This window comes from Zooshikella sp. RANM57, from assembly GCF_050749885.1.
GTDB lineage: Bacteria > Pseudomonadota > Gammaproteobacteria > Pseudomonadales > Zooshikellaceae > Zooshikella.
The window spans coordinates 221,735-240,243 of record NZ_JBOIUB010000007.1 but is presented as its reverse complement, the minus strand read 5'-3'; the positions used below and the strand labels follow the sequence as shown (position 1 = coordinate 240,243).

Genomic DNA, 18,509 nt, shown 5'->3' with positions numbered 1-18,509 from the left:
CATTTGTAGTGAATGGGATGGCAGTCTTTTTCAGATTTAATTGTTAATTCCATAACGTTGTATTTTTTCTACTAACGTGCGCCTCGGCATTTTCAGTACTTTTGCAGTTTGGGTCTGGTTCCAATTATTTGCTCTTAAATGTGATTCGAGTAGTTTTTTCTCATAATGTTGCACCATCTCTTTCAAAGGCAACCCATTTTGAGGATAAACAATTAATTCGTCGGGCATTTCTGAGGAAGCACCATTCTCTAAGAGAATTTGCTCTGGCATATGCTGTGGTAATAGGACTGTTTCCCTATCACAAAGCAGTACAGCTCGCTCAATAATATTTTGTAGCTGTCGCACATTACCAGGAAAATCATATCGCATCAGTATATCCATTACGGCAGGTGAAACCTGAATTTCCCTGCGACCATAGCTTTGGCAATACCCTTTAATAAAATGATTAATCAGTGCTGGAATATCTTCCTTACGTTCACGCAAAGGGGGTAAAACGATTGGAAACACACTCAACCGATAGTATAAATCCTCTCTAAACTCTCCTTTGGTAATTTTATCTTCCAGATTACAGTGGGTAGCCGCTATGATTCTTACATCGACTTTATGTGCCTTATTTTCACCTATTGGCTTCACTTCTCCTTCCTGAAGCACCCGTAGCAGCTTGGTTTGTAAGTTCAGTGGCATATCACCAATTTCATCCAAAAACAACGTGCCACGATGAGCTTCATCAAGCAGCCCTTTTCGATCACTGGTAGCACCTGTAAAACTACCTTTTTTATAGCCAAATAACTCACTTTCCAGCAGTTGTTCCGGGACTGCAGCACAGTTTTGTGTGACAAAGGGCTTATCATTACGGTCACTATGCTGATGAATTGTTCGCGCAAAAACTTCCTTACCGGTCCCTGTCTCTCCACGCAATAACACAGTAACATTTGAACTAAGCACTTTATCCATCAGTGCATAAACTTGCTGCATTGGTTCACTTTCACCAATAATTTGGTAATTCTGTGATGACTTCCGTTGTAACCGAAGCTGTTTATTTTCTGCTTCAAGTTGACGATTTGAGGCATCAAGTACTTGAATCAAATGTCGATTCATTGCCATCAACATCGCATTATCCAAAGCTACTGCTGCTTGTAGAGAAAAGGCTTGGGCAATTTTTTCAACCGACCGAAAGGAGGCAGAAATATGCCCATTTTGTACTTTAAATAGCTCCAGCACCCCTAACGTTTGCTGGTTACAATCTCGAAGTGGCATCACCAATAGTGTTTCAGTCTTACATTTTAAAACCTGGTCACGTTGATATATTTCTGTCAACTCAAACCCAGCAAACTGATAGGCACTATCAATATAAGTCTGCAGGCCAGTAAAAGCGACATAACTATATATGTTCTGTGTATTAAACTGTCCGTGTGCACGCAAAGGAACATCTGTTGCGTAATCAAAAGCAGCTGGCGTTCCTCGCCAAATAGCGGCTTTGGGTTCCAGACGAGACTTGGTGATGTCCAGCGTATATAACGCCCCTCCATCAGCCATACAAAGCTTACAACCCAGCGAAACAATTTGCTGAGCCAGGCGATCAATATCTCGCTCAGAAGCTAAGGCAACACTGGTTGCCAAAAGCTCTTCAACTGAAATGGCTGACATCCTTTTCCTACTACGCAGGTGTTACCACAAAAGCAAGTTCCTGATCCAAACTCACATGCAATTTAGTGTAAGCATGCTGATCAGAACCAAGACGTAAAATACAATCAGATATTTTTGGCAATAACCCACCATTAATCAACTGATCAATGTTTCGTGCTCCTGCTTCAACTTCAGTACATCTTGCGGCCATTTGCGCTAATAACTCAGGATCATAACTTAAGGCCAGTTTTTGCTGTTGTACTAAGCGTTTATTAAGTTTATTTAATTTCAACTCAACTAATTCAGCCATTACATCACTTGCAATTGGAAAGAAAGGCACTATTTTCATTCTGGCAAGTAATGCGGGTTTAAAATGAGCACTCAGCACTGGGCGTATTGCTTTAGCTAATTCATCCTGAGTAGGGTATTTTCCATCCTGACATAGGTCACAAATAATATCTGATGCTAAATTACTCGTCATAAATACCAAGGTATTTTTAAAGTCGATTTCCCGTCCTTCACCATCAGATAGCGTGCCTTTATCAAACACCTGATAAAATAAATTCATCACTTCCAAATCAGCTTTTTCCACTTCGTCTAATAACACAACAGAGTAAGGTCGCTGACGAACGGCTTCTGTAAGTACACCTCCTTCACCATATCCCACATACCCAGGAGGTGAACCGACCAAACGCGATACGGTATGTTTTTCTTGAAACTCAGACATATTGATGGTTGTCATGAAACGTTCACCACCAAAACAAAGGTCAGCCACATTAAGTGCTGTTTCTGTTTTACCAACCCCACTAGGACCAGCCAATAAAAATACTCCCATTGGCGTATCAGGGTTATTCAAGCCAACCTTAGCCGCTTTAAGTGCTTTATCAATCTCAGCAATAGCATGATCCTGACCTTTAACCCGAGTTGTCATTTCAGAGACGAAATCAACCCCTCCCTGAACGGCTGTCGCCAACATTTTAGAGGCAGGAATACCTGTCCAAGCAGAAATTACTTGTGCGATAACTTCAGGATCTACCTCAAAGCTGACTAAAACATGCTCTTCCTGCATAACCTCCAACTTTTGCTCGGCCTCTTCAAGCGCCAATAACAGTTGGCTAACATCTTCACTCGGCTCTGCTACTGCGTCTTCTATTGTTAATGGCACATCTTCTTCATCGCCATCTTCATTGCTAATCTCACTTTGACTCGCTTGTAATGCTTGATCTTCTATTGGCAAGCCTTCAGGATGATGCTGAATTTCCCGTAGCTTTTGCCTTAATTCAAGAATCTCTGTAACCTGTTGTTGTTGTTCCTGCCATTGTTGCTCAACAACAGTCAACGACTCAGCAACTTCCTCCAATAACGCTTGTAGCTCTTGATGACGCTCACAGTCATATTTAACACCAAGCTTTTTATCTCGCTCTAAACCTGCAAATTCACGTTGTAAGCAGGCTTGTTTAAATAGCAGATCCTCTACCTGAGCAGGTTTTGCAGCCATACTCACTTTTACCCGAGCACAGGCTGTATCGATCACATCAATCGCTTTATCAGGCAGTTGGCGACCCGAAATATAACGCTCGGATAATTGTGCCGCAGCAACTACCGCATCATCACGGATATAAACACCATGATTTTTCTCATAAATCCCTTTTAAACCACGTAAAATAATTGCTGCTTGATCCGCATTAGGCTCATCCAGCTTCACTAATTGAAAGCGTCGAGCTAAAGCAGGGTCTTTTTCAAAATACTTTTTATATTCTGACCAGGTTGTTGCTGCGATCGTGCGCAACTCACCTCGTGCCAACGCAGGTTTCAATAAATTGGCTGCATCACCTCCACCTGCTTGATTACCCGCACCAATTAATGTATGCGCTTCATCTATAAACAAAATAATGGGTTTTACTGATGCTTGGATAGCTTCAATAACGCCTTTTAAACGTTTTTCAAACTCTCCCTTTACGCTGGCCCCTGCTTGCAGTAAGCCCATATCCAGACCTAACAACGTGACATCTTTTAAAATAGTGGGAACATCCCCTTCCACTATTTTTAATGCCAGTCCTTCAACTACGGCAGATTTACCAACACCTGGTTCACCGACAGTGATGGGATTATTTTTTCTCCGGCGAGATAACACATCAACCATCTGTCGTATTTCGTTTTCTCGACAGAAAACCGGATCAATTTTTCCCTGCTTAGCAAGCTCTGTAAAATTAATTGTGTATTTTTCTAAAAAAGATTGCTGATCGTCTGCTGACGATAAAGGCTTGGTAACAGGCGATTTATTTTCTTCATCTGCACCTTGTAATAACTGCTTTAACTCATCCGTTGGAATCGTATTGAGCACTTTATAATAAGCCAATCGTGAAAAGCGTAACTCATTATCAAGGACCGTACATAACAAAATGCCTGGAGAGATAAAATCCATTTTTAACTCAACAGTTGCTAATAAAAATGCTTCCTGCAACCAGTCCTGTAAAAACTGAGAAAATACTGGTCGGCCATTATGCCCTCCTCGCATATCCTGCTCATGCTGCAATGCTTTTTCTAGCCGACTACTCTCAATTTCATAGTGCTTCAACACTTTTTGAACTTCACCCTCTTCAACAGCTAGAAGTTCTAATAAAACATCTTCTACTGTTATTTCAAAGCCTTGCCTCGCTACACAACGACTGGCAGCAGATTCTAGTGCTGTTCGGCTTTCTGGGTTTAGATGGGAAATAAGTATATTAAGATCAAGCTTCATGTGTCACGATATCCTGTTGCTGTTGATCCGCAGAAAACCAGTGATAACTTGGCAATACCACTTCATGATGATTTTTTAAGGACTGGTGTTCACCCAGCCATGTTGTCCAACCTAACTGGCAACGACTAGTTTGCTTCAACTCCAGTTTAGGGGCTTCATAAGGCCTAAGACCCAACTTGATGTCATATTCAAGTTGATCACGTTGAATAAATTTAATTAACTCATGTAACGGACGATAATCATCTCCAGTAGGAAGGAACCGTTCAAAGCGTGAAAAATCCAAGTCATCAATAACAACTCTAAACTTACCAGAACGATCTCTTACAGAAGCACCTAATACCAAATTAATGCCCATTTCACAGTTTGCCGCCCCAAGTCGGTTTCGCTGTTCCTCTGGGATCGGTACCACACGCAACATACATTGCTGAATTGAAATGGCTTTATGTTGAAAATAATGCCGCATAATTCCTGCCAATACTCCAGCAGAATGAATACGCATACTTAACAAGCCTAAATAAGGCAGCAGCCGATGCCAATGTAAGTGAGTACTTTTTCTAAGATTAAGTTCACCCAACCCTATCAGCGAAAACATGTGCTGAGAGAATTCATCTAACGCTTCTTCTTGATAGTTAAGGTAGTATCGATATTTTTTCCAACCGTGATACAGTAACTCGATATAACGGTGGTTAAATACATCCATAAAATCACGGATTGGGTGATTTTCTGGATCATTTTGTACAATTCGTTCCGTATAAAAAGCAGGTAATGGAGACGCAGGTCCATACAGTCCCATAAAATTAACTGTCAGCAAGTAATCTTGCCTTGCTTCTAACTGCCTTATTTCAAGCGAAGCAATGTCGCTCGGAGGAAATGCAAGCGAGGCATTTGCCCGATAACGCATGTTAATTGGCTGGTCATCAAACTTAGCCGATACAGGAATATAGTATGATGTGAGTAAATGAACTGCTTGATAAAAGCTATATTGCCTGCTGTTGACCAGCAAATCATACATTAAAGCACTGGCTGCTGACCTATGCGAGGCTCCCACTTATAAATCTCCCCATTTTCAATACCAACCACTTCAAGGATATGGAATGAGTTTAGTGATACATATAAAGCAAAAAACTCATTTAATACTGAGGCAAATAAGAACATCTCGCCTTCATTCGCAAACTTGCTTATTCTTACCTGTAATCGTGTTTTGATGCCCCGTATTGGCAAGCCTTTATATAAACGATCAATGTTTTCATGTTCAATTTTTTCAATACCTTCAAGCCTATTTTTGCTTATTCTGGCATATTGACGATCATAATAACTACGATAATCATAGGTTGATAAAATAATTCTTAGTGCTTCAGTATTGACTAATGACACATAATTCAACGACATATTGGATATAACACGCCAATGAAAACCTTTATCTAATGGCGGCGTGAATGATTGCGTTACCTTCGTTATATTTTTAAAATCCACATACTCAGGGGTATCCCCTGTTTCAACATTAATATCACCTATTGATAACTTACTCGGCAAATTACGATTACTACAGGTTAACTCAACAGAAATAGTTTCTGCTTGCGGTGCTAAATCTTCATCATTAAATGAAACAAAAGATAAATAAGTATCTACACCTTGTTGAACAACAGAGTCTTTTAAACGTGTACGGTAATAAATATTTTTTTGGCTGCCACCAATTGAAATTGCGTGATCAAACGACTCGAAGGGTTTATACGCTCTTTTTAGCTGATCACCATGACCCCACCCTACTACATTATCAATACTGTAAATTTCATAGTGTGAAGGACTTTCACCTGCAGGTAAAACCCGATATTCAGTACGGCGTTGATCCATTCGAATGGGTGTGGCTTCATGTTCAAATAAATTAACAACAGGTGTGCAAAACAAACGAACATTTTCTAATTTAGGGATATCTTGGCGCTCAATGGGGCGATCAAACTCAATAACTAAGTTAAACTCACCTGCAGTTTGCAAAACATCTTTAATTGTTTCTTTTTGATAAATTTTATCCAGACCTTCAATATCAACAAACAAATATTTTTCGGCTAGCGCAAAGTACTCCTGAATATAGCGATACCCCATAAAAGTATTATCAGAATAGGGTAGCAAGCTTTCATTCTCAGCAAAGCCAACTGGCTTAACATTATTAGGTGTTAACCTATATAAATCAATTGACTCCCCTTCAACAGAAGTAGTCACCATTATTTTTTTAACATGCCGGTTCAAAAAATAATAAAGCGTTTGTGAAATATTAAATTGGCCATGTAAAAAAAGCCGAAGATTTTGCAGTGATATATCTTGTAAAGTTGTAAAGTTTAGTAAAGAAAAGTGTAATCGTAAGCTACTACCTGTTGCTTGTAAGGTATACTCAAGATCATCTAAAGTAATAGGATAAATATCCACATCGTAACATGTATGAAACTTACAACGCGTGCCATCTACAGGCAATGATTGAACTTCAACACCACGTTCAATCGTTTGCTTTTCTGACAAGCCACCTTGTATGGTAAACTCCAAAATACTCATCGAAGGCACAGGTTTTAAATAGTTTGGCCAGAGCAGACTCATTACCGAATGAGATAATTCTGGTAGTTCATCTTCTAGTTTTTGTCGTAGTCGTCCAGTAAGAAATGAAAAACCTTCAACTAGACGCTCAACATCAGGATCTTGTTCCTGAACTGATAAATAAGGCGCTAGTCTTGGGTTTTTTTCTGCAAACTCTTTACCCAATTCACGAACGGCATTAAGTTCATCCTGAAAATACTTATTGAAAGACACCGCACTTATCCCCTTATCAACCTTTTACCCGTGCTTGACCAGAACCTGCTAACTCAGTTTCAAATGAAATGCGTGAACGTTGATTTTCTGTTACAACTTCTGCAGTAATACCAAACTTAAGCACTAATGGATTTTCTGCATCTTCATAATGCTCAACACGTATCGTAGATAACCTAGGCTCATATAAACTCAGGTATTCTTTAATAGCTTGTTTTATTTGAATAATGGCATCAGGAAATTGTGACACTAAATCATTAAAGTCTGGCATGCCATAATCAGGTAAAGCCATCACACTTCCCTGACGCACATTTAACATATCTTGTACGTGGGAAAGAATCGATTTTTGAAGTTTATGTTCATCAAATGCGAGTGTTCTTTGATTAACCGTTTCTGCATTGATGATTCTTTCAAATAAACAACGCTCTGCAATCATGCGTTCTCTTTATTAAACCAATTGGAGTTAAACCTTTTGATAAGTAATCTAACTTTTAAAAAAAAGGATATTACGGGTTAGTGATAGACTCATAAAAGAGGGTTAACTTGTTAGTATTACTACGCTCATAGCGAAGGGTATCAACCCTTCCTATGAACACAGCACAAAACAACACCGAAAAACTTAATTGAGCAAACTCACTGAACCTTACGATTTATCAAGCTTACCTACGAGTGATAACGTAAAATCAGCCCCCATATATTTAAAATGAGGACGTACAGATAAGTTGACGCGATACCAGCCTGGTTCACCCTCTACATCAGAGACAATAACTTTTGCTGCTCGTAGTGGACGACGGCTACGAACCTCTGGAGAAGGATTTTCCTGGTCAGCAATATACTGTCTGATCCACGTATTGAGTTCCCGCTCAAGGTCTGAGCGTTCTTTCCAGCTACCAATATGCTCACGCTGGAGAACTTTTAAATAATGCGCTAGTCGGTTAATAATAAACATATAAGGCAGTTGTGTGCCTAGCTTATAATTTACTTCAGCCGCTTTACCTTCAGGATTATTAGAAAATTTCTTCGGTTTTTGAACTGAGTTTGCAGAGAAAAAGGCTGCATTATCACTTCCTTTACGCATTGTTAATGGAATGAAGCCTTCATCTGATAACTCATATTCTCTCCGGTCAGAAACAAGGATTTCTGTGGGAATTTTCATTTCCACATCACCCATCGAGTCAAATAAATGAACAGGAAGATCTTCTACCGCACCACCGCTTTGTGGTCCAATAATATTTGGACACCAGCGGTATTTTGCGAAGCTGTCTGTCAATCGAGTAGCAAATGTAAACGCTGTATTTCCCCATAAATAATCTTCATGGCTGGAAGACACATCTTCTCGATATTCAAATGCACGAACCGGATTTTCTTCTGGGTCATAAGGCTGACGCAGCAAGAAACGAGGCATGGTTAAACCAACGTAGCGAGAGTCTTCTGATTGTCGGAAACTATGCCACTTCGCATACTGAGGGCCTTCAAAAATCGCTTTCAGGTCTTTTAGGTTTGGTAACCCTTCGAATGAGTCTAAGCCAAAGAATTTTGGCCCTGCTGAGCTTATAAATGGAGCATGGGACATTGCAGAAACACTAGCAACATTCTGTAATAATTTCACATCAGCTGCAGCTGGAGAGAAGTCATAATCGCCAATAATGGCACCAAAAGGCTGTCCACCAAACTGACCGTATTCTGCGGTATATACTGTTTTATAAAGGCCGGACTTGGTTATTTCAGGAGCATCTTCAAAATCTTCATATAGATCTTGCTTTGATGCATTTAAAATTTCGATTTTAACATTTTCCCGAAAGTCTGTCCGATCAACAAGTACTTTTAAACCACGCCAAGTTGATTCCAGCTGCTGAAATGTTTTGTTATGTAAAACCTGGTCAACTTGTTTACTAATACGCCCATCAATTTCAGCAATCATTTTGTCAACAAGGCTTTTATTGATACGCTCTTCTTGATTCTGAGGCTTCAGTAATTCAGCAATAAAAGCCGTTACGCCCTTTTTCGCAACATCATAACCCTCTTCCTGAGGTGCTATTTTTGTTTGCTGAACGATTTCATCTAAGAGTGAACTGCTTTCAGTAGCCTGCTCATTTGGTTGTTGATTCATTTCTGGTGAATCAGACATAACGCTCTCCTACTTAAATACTTTAAGGATTATTCGCCAGAATTTTCTTTATCTAACCCTAGTTCTTGCAGTAGCTTCTCTCTTGATTCAGCATCATTCAATACATTTTGAATGGCTTTTCTAAACGCAGGAGCGTTACCCAATGGGCCTTTAAGTGCTACCAAAGCATTTCTTAATTCCAGTAACTGATTCAGTTCAGGTACCTGTTTAACAATACTTTCAGGTTCAAAGTCACGAATATTTTCAAATTTTAACGATAACCCCATATCGTCATCTTCATTTTTAGACAGCGTATTGGGCACAGCAATATCAATGGCAAGGCTTTGCTTTTTCAGCACTTCATTGAAGTTGTCTTTATCAACGCTAATTGTTTTACGCTCTTCAATTAAACGGTCATCTTCCCTTAAGGTAAAGTCACTGACCACTAACATTTTAAGTGGTAATTCAACATCTTCCTGTGCACCACCTGTTTCAGGCTTATAAGAAATATTGATACGTTCTTTAGGCGCTACAGAACCTTCTTTTGCCATTTTCTATCCCTCTGTTCAATAAACGTTATAACTCAAGTGCTGCGGCAACATCAAAACAACATAGCCTTGCATGCAAACTTTCTATAGTTTCAGGTGCCACTTTTTTATTGGGTAGTCGTTTATAACTTCGTAATAAAAGTGATAGCACCTGAATACATAATTCAGGTTCCCACTGATCTAAATGATGTGCTACCAAATAGCGATCCATTTCTTCCAGAATAGGACAAGCCAACTCATACTTTTTTACATCAAAGCAAAACTGTGCTTGTTGTAATTTCCAGTACATAGATTCTCTTAACGATGCTGATCGTAATCCTTGTCTAAAAAGGCACAGCGCTTCCTGTAATTGTTTTTTGCTCGCTAATGCTTTTGCCTCTTTACATACTTCTACCCATGGTTGGTTCACATCTTGTAAGTGACTTGAAGATGACTGATTGCTGCTTGCTAACACAGTAGACTTAACCCAGTCTTTTGTTTCCTCATCAGCAAAAGGTGACTGGTCAAAAAATGTCAGTTCGAGTAACTCTGGAAACTTTCGTAAAAAACCAGCTGTCTGTGTAATTACAGCCTCATAGGCTTCTTGTAAACCCAACTGGAGTAATGCTTCAGCCACTAAACGATGGCCATCTAACCAAAAAGGGGCTTTTGAAATACTATTTTCAACCTCATCAACAAGCTGCTGATATTGACCATTAGCCATAAGATTTTCATAGGCTAATCGCTTGTCTTTTGGAATCGGTCTTAAATCTGTTTTACCTTGTTGATGACGAGGTAGCTGAAAAACATTTAACCATGTCGCATATCGATTAATTTCATAGGCAAATGCATCATTTAATTGCTGCTCACGTTTATAAGCAGCAATTTGTCTCAAATAATCCTGACAGGTTCGCAAAGCCTTGTTGCACTCTCGGTCATCTGTTAGATCACCTTCTAAAGGTTTAATGTCTGTTTTAATCGAACTCGAAACAGCTTTAGTTTCTGTTTTTTGTGCTTGTGGCTCTATGCTAGTTGTTCTTTTCTCTTCTTGTGCTTTTACTTGTTCTGTTGATGACCTACTTTGTGAAGCCTCTGATTCTTGTGGCTTGCTACTTTCAGGTTGTTGATTTGCAGGCTCAGCAGGAGGAGGCATTGATAGTTCTATATCTTCAATAAAGCCTACCAGCAAGCGACGGAAAGGACCTAGTGCGGGGGCATGATTCCCCATAATGTCATTAACTTGCTGCTCCAAAGCTTTTACTGCCTCAGTCGCCTTAGATAACATTACAAGGTCTTCCTGCACAGGCTTATAGTTTCCAACCATTTCGTGGAGGTCTTCAAGCAACCATTCCAAAGCGCTTGCTCGCGCTCTTATCCGTTTTTTTGGTGGAAAAATAATATCCCAACAATGCTCAACAAAGCTGTTTAACATTTGAAAGCCTGCATACAACCCTTCAAAGCCAAACATTTCATAGAGTGCACGACAGAGATAACAAGCGACTAAAATATCTTTTGACTGCTGCTGTAAGTGCTCCTCTGCTTGAGCAACAACCTTTTTCCAGGTGACAGAGCCTTGGTCAGTAAGCGCTGTAAGCTTGGCAAATTCAGCTTCTAGCGTTTCATACGTGGAAGCATAGCGAGCATCAGACCCAGATGGAGCATCTTCAGGTAATTGAGCTGTCGCAACTTGCTGAAAATAACTGACATCCAATTCACTCATGATTGCTTTGCCCCTCGATAATCCTTTGTGCTGCGATTTTATCCACAAGTACCGAAAAATTAGTTAATGACGATAGGTGTTCATAAAGGTGCATCATATAATCGTTTGTAATAAGTTCCTTCAACTGTTTTTCTGTTAGTTTTTGCAATTGTGCCTTACTAATCACCATAAAACCTGTGACGGATAAATCATCTCCTTTATTCATTTTTATTTGAGCATTCATAGGCTCCAATAAATTAAGCGCTTTTATATGCTTACAAAAGGTATTTGTGTCCTCACTTGCTTGTTGAAAAGTCTTTAAAAAATTAATTTTATTTTTTGTATACTCGCTCACACTGCCTAAATGAAACAGATCAATGCCTTGTGCTTTATTTAATACGGATGATTGTTCATCAATGCAGACAATCCAGTCTTGTTCAGGCTGTTGAACTTCGGCCAGTATGAACGGATATCGTCTTATATAGGCAGGAATATATTTAGCTGTCCAACTTCCTCTGTCAGTCACAAATACATTATGATGTTTTTCTAACCCAAGTACTGCCGCAGGTTGAATTTGATCATCTTGTTCAACAAAGACTATAGGAAAAACTTTTGAAGCCTGACTAAACTCTGTGGAAGTTAAATAAACAGCGCTGATATCAGCAGCGAATTTATAGTTAGCATTTTCGAGAATTTTATACTCAGCATGGTCTTCCATGCTGAGCGGTACAATATGTTTATAAAACGCGTTGTTCGTGTTCATCTGCTTACAACATCATACTATTTATTCCTTCATAGTAGTCATTGACTCCAATCTTTCCACTTGAAGCAGATCTTCATCGCTATAACTAAATAGTGTTACCCCATCAAGAAAGATACTACTATCAAAATAACGTGTATCCTCAAGCGTTATTAGCGCTGTTTTAGCCGCATCCTTAGAGACTTTAGGCAACATAACCGTTGTCGTTTCAGACGTATTTACTAACGTTGGTTTATTGAATAATCCCGTCAATACCGCCTTACGGGCGTTATAAATTAACAAGTCTTTGCTCACGAGTAAGTTAACCGGCTGATAGTTACTGCCAATTTCACCGCGTGTATTTAATTCGGCCCTACGTGCAATAATATTGTGCTTATTTGATGTGGGTAACGTATGAATATTGCCTATCTTAGAAGTGATACGAACATCATCAGCTTTAATATGTGAAATATTTACACCAGAATAGCCATTGAGCACTGCGTTTCCTACAGTATTCAATGTGCGGTTGCTAAACATATTAACCTGTCCCTTTTTACTTATGATGGATGCATTCTGCGCGTTAACATTTCCATCTAGGTTAATATCTTGCTGTGCCAGTATATTTAAAAAGTTGGTACTCACATTTCCAAACACCGCCCTCTTACCACTGCGAATATTCACATTTGCCGCCGTAAGCGAACGAGCATTAACATTCCCTGCCGCTTTTGCTAAAAAGCTATAACCATTGCCAACAACGTTAGGTAGTAGGATACCTCCTTGATCACTATAAAAAACTCCATTGCTATGCAGGTAAACTGTGGGTGTTTTTTCTAGACTAATACCTCTTTTTGCTGATACTGGTTGAAAAATATCTACACCACGTTGATTTTCAGAAATTAACCGACCATCAATTGACACCCGTCCAAGGATTGTCTTTCCAAAACCACTGTATAGTGCCAGGTTACCCGCACCCTCAACCAGTGTTTGAGACAAGTTAATGTTTCCTGCACTCTGTTGCGTCTGCAAACTAACATGCTTAGCGATAGCTAACGTGCCAACGTGACTAAAATCCAAGCCACCTTGTTTAACACTTATATCGCCTTCTAACTCGACTCGTGGAGCAGTAATACCAAGTGAACCAATATGGGCAGATGTTAAGTTGATCATGCCATTAGGTGCCGTAAGTGATAATGCATAATTACCGCGCACATATTTATCCACAGCTAAAATATTGCCAGCACTAGAAACAACTGACGTATCATTAGCTAGCTGCCACAACCCTGAACCATTAAAACGTACATCATTAAATGCTTGTATTTTTCCATCCGTGATTAATGATCCAGTATTCAAAACTGTAAGATCATTTACAGAAACATCAGATAAGCTTACATCGCCCCCATGGGCATTTATTGTTAAGCCATTACCCTTAACCTGAGTATTAGAAAAGTTAACAGCACCACGCTGGGTTGACACAAAAACATTATCTTGCAAAGCAATCAGATCAGTACCTACAGCATTTAAGTCACCATAAGTATTAATATTTCCGGCCAAATTTAGTTTTTGTGCTTTTACATTAAACATATGTGCTGAGGCATTTTCTAACGAAACAGTATTGCCTGTTAATGTGACATTACCATTTATTGCAGACTTATTGATTAACACTTGCCCACCAGGAGAATTTAGGAGGGTATCATGATACAGGTTAATCAGTTTATCATTATTAAAATATATACCGCGTTGAGTTGTAATATCATGGTAAATATCAACTGAACCTGCATTATTTATCGTTAATGTATTAATAAGAGAATTTTTAGAAAATTTCCCCAATCTTACAGTATTTGCATTTATGTTTAACGCATAACTTCCTGCAAGTGTTTTATTTGATAAATCCAACTCATAATTAGGTGAACTTAATAGCACATCCTGCTTCAGTACAATATTGCCTTCATTGCTAAAATCAAATCCCTTGTTAGCTGTTAGGCTGGCATATAAATTAATGTCTCCTGAATGAGCCTGAGTACTTCCAACAATGAGATGACCATCAATATTTAGCTGCCCAAGGTTAATATCCCCTCTCTCATTAATGAGATCTAAGCTTCCATCACCTTGGACAAAGGTATTTTTTAGATCAATAGCTGTGTGTGAAGGAATAACATTTTCTACTATCAGTGAACGATTACCGTCAATATCCAAAACGCCTACACGTGTTAAATCTAGCGAGCCATTATCGACCTCAATATCACCCTGTAAATAAACAGTACGAGAGGATGTCATGAAATTGGCCACATCAGCATCAGCTAAATAAATATCGCCTCGGTCAGCCGACAAGTTTAAACCATAACTGCCTGATATCTTTTTATCATCAACAAATATCGAACCATTTTTAACATTAATATTTGTATCGCTAGCAAGATGCCAGTTTCCAACACCTTCGAAATAAACACCATTTTCAGCATAAATATTGCCGACTGTAGATAATAATCCCATATTGTCTACAGCAAGTTCATTGATTGCCATATTTCCTAACAACACATTACCTTGTCCAGACCTAATAAAAAGGCTATCTCCTTTCACCACGCTATCTTGTAAATTGACAACGCCATGACCAAGGTGAGTATCAATAACAGAATGTCCAATGAGCTCAACTGTATCAATACCTTCTGTAGTAAAAGCCGACTGTGTAATGATGTTATCTGTGAGGGTTAAAGATTGTGCCTTCAGACCTAATTTATCTACTTCCAGTGAGCCTAATGTAATATTTTTAGCATCAATATTTAACTCAGAGCCATACAACTTGCTGTTTTCTAATTGCACATCACCTTGCAATGCATGAATTTTAATTGGTTGATCTAGCGATATTCGGCCATTGCCTGTTAAATCAACTCTCTCTGAGACAACAATATCATCATTGAGTATTACATTTTGAGCACGGTTGATCGTCAATGTTTTAAGTGGGTTAGAAGTATCCAGTTTACCTAGTGTTATATTTTCTGCATTTAGTGTTAACCCATAATTACCAGATAATGTGTTCGTTGATAAATCTAAATTAGACCGTTTACTATTTATAACAATATCATCCATCAAGGTAACAGAGCCATGCCCTTTGAAGTAAATGCCATTATCAGCCGTTATATCATCAACGAGTGAAATATCTCCAACAGTACTAACTGTCAGTTTTCCTGCACCTAAATTGACGGAACCGAAATGGATATCTCCATTGCCAGAAATATCTAATTGATAGTTACCCGAAATTATAGTATCAGCTAAATTTAAACCACTGCTTAAATCCTTCAACTGAAGATCATTTTGGATGTGAATACGGTCTGTATTGTTAAATATAACATTCTTAGCATTCACCGAATCATTAAGAAATACATCTTTTGCAGAAATATTTAAATCACCAATACTGGTATTAGCTCCAATGCTAGAAAGCTTGATATCTCCATGACGACTTATAAGAGATAAATTACGTTGTCCATAAACACTATCAACTGAGGATAAGTCAATACCTTCATGAGCACTGATCACTGCATCTTGATTCAAATACACAAAATCGCTATTTAATTGTATTTTTCCACTATTTGACGTTATATCACTATTAATATCCGTTAAATAAACATTATTAGAAGTAAAATCACCATCAAGATTAATCAATCCAGTTGAAAGATTACCTTGGTTAAGGTTAAAAGAAAGATCTCCTATACCTCTGACTTCGGTATGGGTTAAGTCTAATGATGAGTGCCATCTATCAACATTAATTGTAGTATCAGTTTCAAGGGATAACTTTCCAATATGATTAAAATCAATTGCATTATAAACATAGATATCCCCAGCTAAGACTACCTCATCTGCATTTGTTAATTTAACAGTATTAAAGCGATCTCCTTGGTTACCAATTTGGCCAAGTTTGATATTCCTTGCATTTAAGTCTAACGTTTTTGCATTAATTAGATGAGAGCCACGAAGATCAATTGATCCTGATGCAGAGTAAACCTTAGGAGAGCTAGAAAGACTAATCTTATTAATATTATTAAGTACAATATCTCTATCAGCGATAATATTACCTTCAACCGAAAGGTAGTTACCGTCTTTCATTGCAAGTGACCCTACATCTAACCTTTTCAAGTAAGCCTCTTTAGCTAATAGGTCTAATGCGTAATCTCCAGTAACATTGTTATTAACAATAATATCTCCACGGTCTGATACCATTGACACATCATTTTGTAGAGTAAGGTCATAGTCTGCAGCTAAGTTAATTCCTTTATTAGCACGAATATCCCCTTTTAACTGAAGTCTCGCTTGTGTATCAGCATCAAGCACACCTTCAATATCAACATCCTGTAATAGAACGTTTCCAGCACGACTTTGTATCTTGAGATTGTGATCTCCAGTTACCAGCTTGGCTAGCTTTATTTCAGACCAGTAGTTACCTGTTTCTAACTCAACATTTCCAACTAACGTAATTTTTCCAACATTACTAAAATCAATTGCTTTTCTAGTGTAAATATTATCAGACAATATTAAATTAGAGGGTGTGTTTCCAAATATTTCAAGTTCGTTTAAGCTTACTTTGCCAAGCGCTATCGTGTGACCAGGTGCAGAAAGCTTTAACTGCTTGCTGTTGTTATCAATATCATACTTATCGATTCTGATATCCCCACCCTGGTTGGAAATACTTATGGGTGAATTACTATAAAAAATAATATCGCTTACATTTTCAACATCAAAAATACCATTCAAACTAAGATCACCAGCAAGGTAAAGCTGATCAGCATCAAGACTTAAACTAGCAGCATCGACAGAATCTTTAAAGTAAATATAACCGGGTGTTTTTAATGCTAATGTGTAGTCACCTTGTACAATCGGTAGTGTCAAATCACTCTTTGTACTAATTAAAGCATCAGTACTTAACGTGATATTATTTTGATTCTTCAACACTAAGGTATCTGTCCAAATATCACCTGCTAAGGCAAGTGATTTTGAACTAATCGTTAACTCGTTAAGTGGAGATATTGATTGATTAATATCACCCAATATAACCTCATTATTTGCATTAATCGTTATACGCTGATCACCAACAACTTGTGCATGACCTAAATCTACACTGCTAGCAGTTACTGCAGTATTTTCAGCAAACGTAACATTACCCTCTAACCTAAGGTTATTAACATTTATATTTTTAAGGGATGGGTTAAATTTTGTCTTTTCTGCTTTAACTGTTAAATCGTTAATCTTAGTTGACTCAGACATTGCCAAGGTGACATCTTTTGCTTCAACCTTGATATTTGCTTTCTGTTTATTCCACTCGGATCTTTTAAATGTATTAACCTTCCCTGATAAGTCAACTTCATCACCGGCTAGCTCAATGGTTCCACCTGTTTCTGCCCCAATATGACTAAGGACTTTAAGCTCTCCGCTGTTAACAACTTTCTTACCAGAAAGAGTGATCTTACCATTTTCAATCGTAGTCGCTTTAGCCTGAATAATACCGTCATTATTGACTAAGCTATTTATGGCATTATTTGTTGCTTCTGCCGAAAGTTTGATATATTGCGCGTTAATTTCGCCATTATTAATTACTTTTCTAGAATCACTATCATTTATGATAAGCTCCCTATCTATTTCAATAGACATGAGACCATCACCATCAAAATCCAGTGAGGCTTTATCAGAACCAATTAATGATGCATTAAGCTTTGCAGTAATAGTACCGTTATTAACGACTTGTTTTCCTATTAATGCAACGCTACCTGATGAAGCATTAATCAGTCCATTATTTTCTATTTTACTATTACTATTACCTGAAAAAATCAGCTTATCATCATTCAAAAAGCTTTCAGCATGCTCATCTGATACGTTCATGCCTGATGCAACAAACCCACCCACATTTACTGACGCATCTTTACCAAAAATAATACCATTAGGATTAACAAGGTAGACTTTCCCACTAGCAGTGATTTGTCCATGTATCTGCGAAGGATTTTGATCATTAATTCTATTTAATGTGGCCGCAGAAATACCTGGTTGATCAAAATGTACTTTTTCATTTTTATTTACGTTAAACGACTGCCAATCAATCACAGCTCTATCTGATACTTGATTAATCGTAGTTGTTGTACCAGATTGAGTGATTGTAGCATTTCCATGTGTGACAGTACCATTTTGTGGAGCAGCCATTACTAAGGTTGGAACCACAAGGGTTGCCGCTAGCATGCTTTGACGAATTGAGGCAACTAAAGGTTTTACTCTAACTTCATTAATCATTTTTTGATTCC

At 38.3% G+C, this 18,509-nt stretch carries 10 protein-coding genes; all 10 read right to left on the bottom strand.

Translation table 11 applies throughout. From position 1 onward, the window contains the following. Positions 1-36: 36 nt before the first annotated feature. A complete protein-coding gene (locus ACQ96U_RS16355; protein ID WP_431722327.1) occupies positions 37-1,647 on the bottom strand; it encodes a sigma-54-dependent Fis family transcriptional regulator in 1,611 nt (536 codons plus the stop codon). Positions 1,648-1,657: 10 nt separating this feature from the next. Then, positions 1,658-4,369 carry a type VI secretion system ATPase TssH gene (gene tssH, locus ACQ96U_RS16350; RefSeq protein WP_431722326.1) on the bottom strand — a complete coding sequence of 904 codons (2,712 nt, stop codon included), beginning with the start codon at positions 4,367-4,369 and terminating at the stop codon, positions 1,658-1,660. Beyond that, on the bottom strand, positions 4,359-5,417 hold the full coding sequence (tssG, locus tag ACQ96U_RS16345) for a type VI secretion system baseplate subunit TssG (RefSeq protein ID WP_431722325.1): 1,059 nt from the start codon (positions 5,415-5,417) through the stop codon (positions 4,359-4,361). Before tssG ends, tssH begins: the two co-directional genes overlap by 11 nt. Then, a complete protein-coding gene (tssF, locus tag ACQ96U_RS16340) occupies positions 5,381-7,165 on the bottom strand; it encodes a type VI secretion system baseplate subunit TssF (protein ID WP_431722324.1) in 1,785 nt (594 codons plus the stop codon). Before tssF ends, tssG begins: the two co-directional genes overlap by 37 nt. A gap of 16 nt (positions 7,166-7,181) precedes the next feature. Further along, positions 7,182-7,598: a type VI secretion system baseplate subunit TssE gene (tssE, locus tag ACQ96U_RS16335; RefSeq protein ID WP_431722323.1), complete on the bottom strand. Its 417-nt coding sequence runs from the start codon at positions 7,596-7,598 to the stop codon at positions 7,182-7,184. Between the two features lie 207 nt (positions 7,599-7,805). Beyond that, positions 7,806-9,290: a type VI secretion system contractile sheath large subunit gene (tssC, locus tag ACQ96U_RS16330; RefSeq protein WP_431722322.1), complete on the bottom strand. Its 1,485-nt coding sequence runs from the start codon at positions 9,288-9,290 to the stop codon at positions 7,806-7,808. A gap of 29 nt (positions 9,291-9,319) precedes the next feature. Continuing rightward, entirely contained in the window at positions 9,320-9,820 is a 501-nt protein-coding gene (gene tssB, locus ACQ96U_RS16325; protein WP_431722321.1) for a type VI secretion system contractile sheath small subunit, read from the bottom strand. A gap of 25 nt (positions 9,821-9,845) precedes the next feature. Beyond that, the gene (gene tssA / locus ACQ96U_RS16320) at positions 9,846-11,516 is read right to left on the bottom strand and encodes a type VI secretion system protein TssA (protein WP_431722320.1); all 1,671 of its coding nucleotides are present in this window, start codon (positions 11,514-11,516) and stop codon (positions 9,846-9,848) included. After that, complete coding sequence (locus tag ACQ96U_RS16315; RefSeq protein ID WP_431722319.1) at positions 11,509-12,213, bottom strand: SapC family protein; 705 nt, start codon at positions 12,211-12,213, stop codon at positions 11,509-11,511. The genes tssA and ACQ96U_RS16315 overlap by 8 nt, the downstream gene beginning before the upstream one ends. A gap of 66 nt (positions 12,214-12,279) precedes the next feature. Then, on the bottom strand, positions 12,280-18,498 hold the full coding sequence (locus tag ACQ96U_RS16310) for a filamentous hemagglutinin N-terminal domain-containing protein (protein WP_431722318.1): 6,219 nt from the start codon (positions 18,496-18,498) through the stop codon (positions 12,280-12,282). Positions 18,499-18,509: the final 11 nt, after the last annotated feature.

What these genes read in the sequence shown, in the direction of transcription:
- ACQ96U_RS16355 (WP_431722327.1), bottom strand. Translation starts at nt 1,647, where the DNA reads ATGTCAGCCATTTCAGTTGAAGAGCTTTTGGCAACCAGTGTTGCCTTA.
- tssH (WP_431722326.1), bottom strand. Translation starts at nt 4,369, where the DNA reads ATGAAGCTTGATCTTAATATACTTATTTCCCATCTAAACCCAGAAAGC.
- tssE (WP_431722323.1), bottom strand. Translation starts at nt 7,598, where the DNA reads ATGATTGCAGAGCGTTGTTTATTTGAAAGAATCATCAATGCAGAAACG.
- tssC (WP_431722322.1), bottom strand. Translation starts at nt 9,290, where the DNA reads ATGTCTGATTCACCAGAAATGAATCAACAACCAAATGAGCAGGCTACT.
- tssB (WP_431722321.1), bottom strand. Translation starts at nt 9,820, where the DNA reads ATGGCAAAAGAAGGTTCTGTAGCGCCTAAAGAACGTATCAATATTTCT.
- tssA (WP_431722320.1), bottom strand. Translation starts at nt 11,516, where the DNA reads ATGAGTGAATTGGATGTCAGTTATTTTCAGCAAGTTGCGACAGCTCAA.
- ACQ96U_RS16315 (WP_431722319.1), bottom strand. Translation starts at nt 12,213, where the DNA reads ATGGAAGACCATGCTGAGTATAAAATTCTCGAAAATGCTAACTATAAA.
- ACQ96U_RS16310 (WP_431722318.1), bottom strand. Translation starts at nt 18,498, where the DNA reads ATGATTAATGAAGTTAGAGTAAAACCTTTAGTTGCCTCAATTCGTCAA.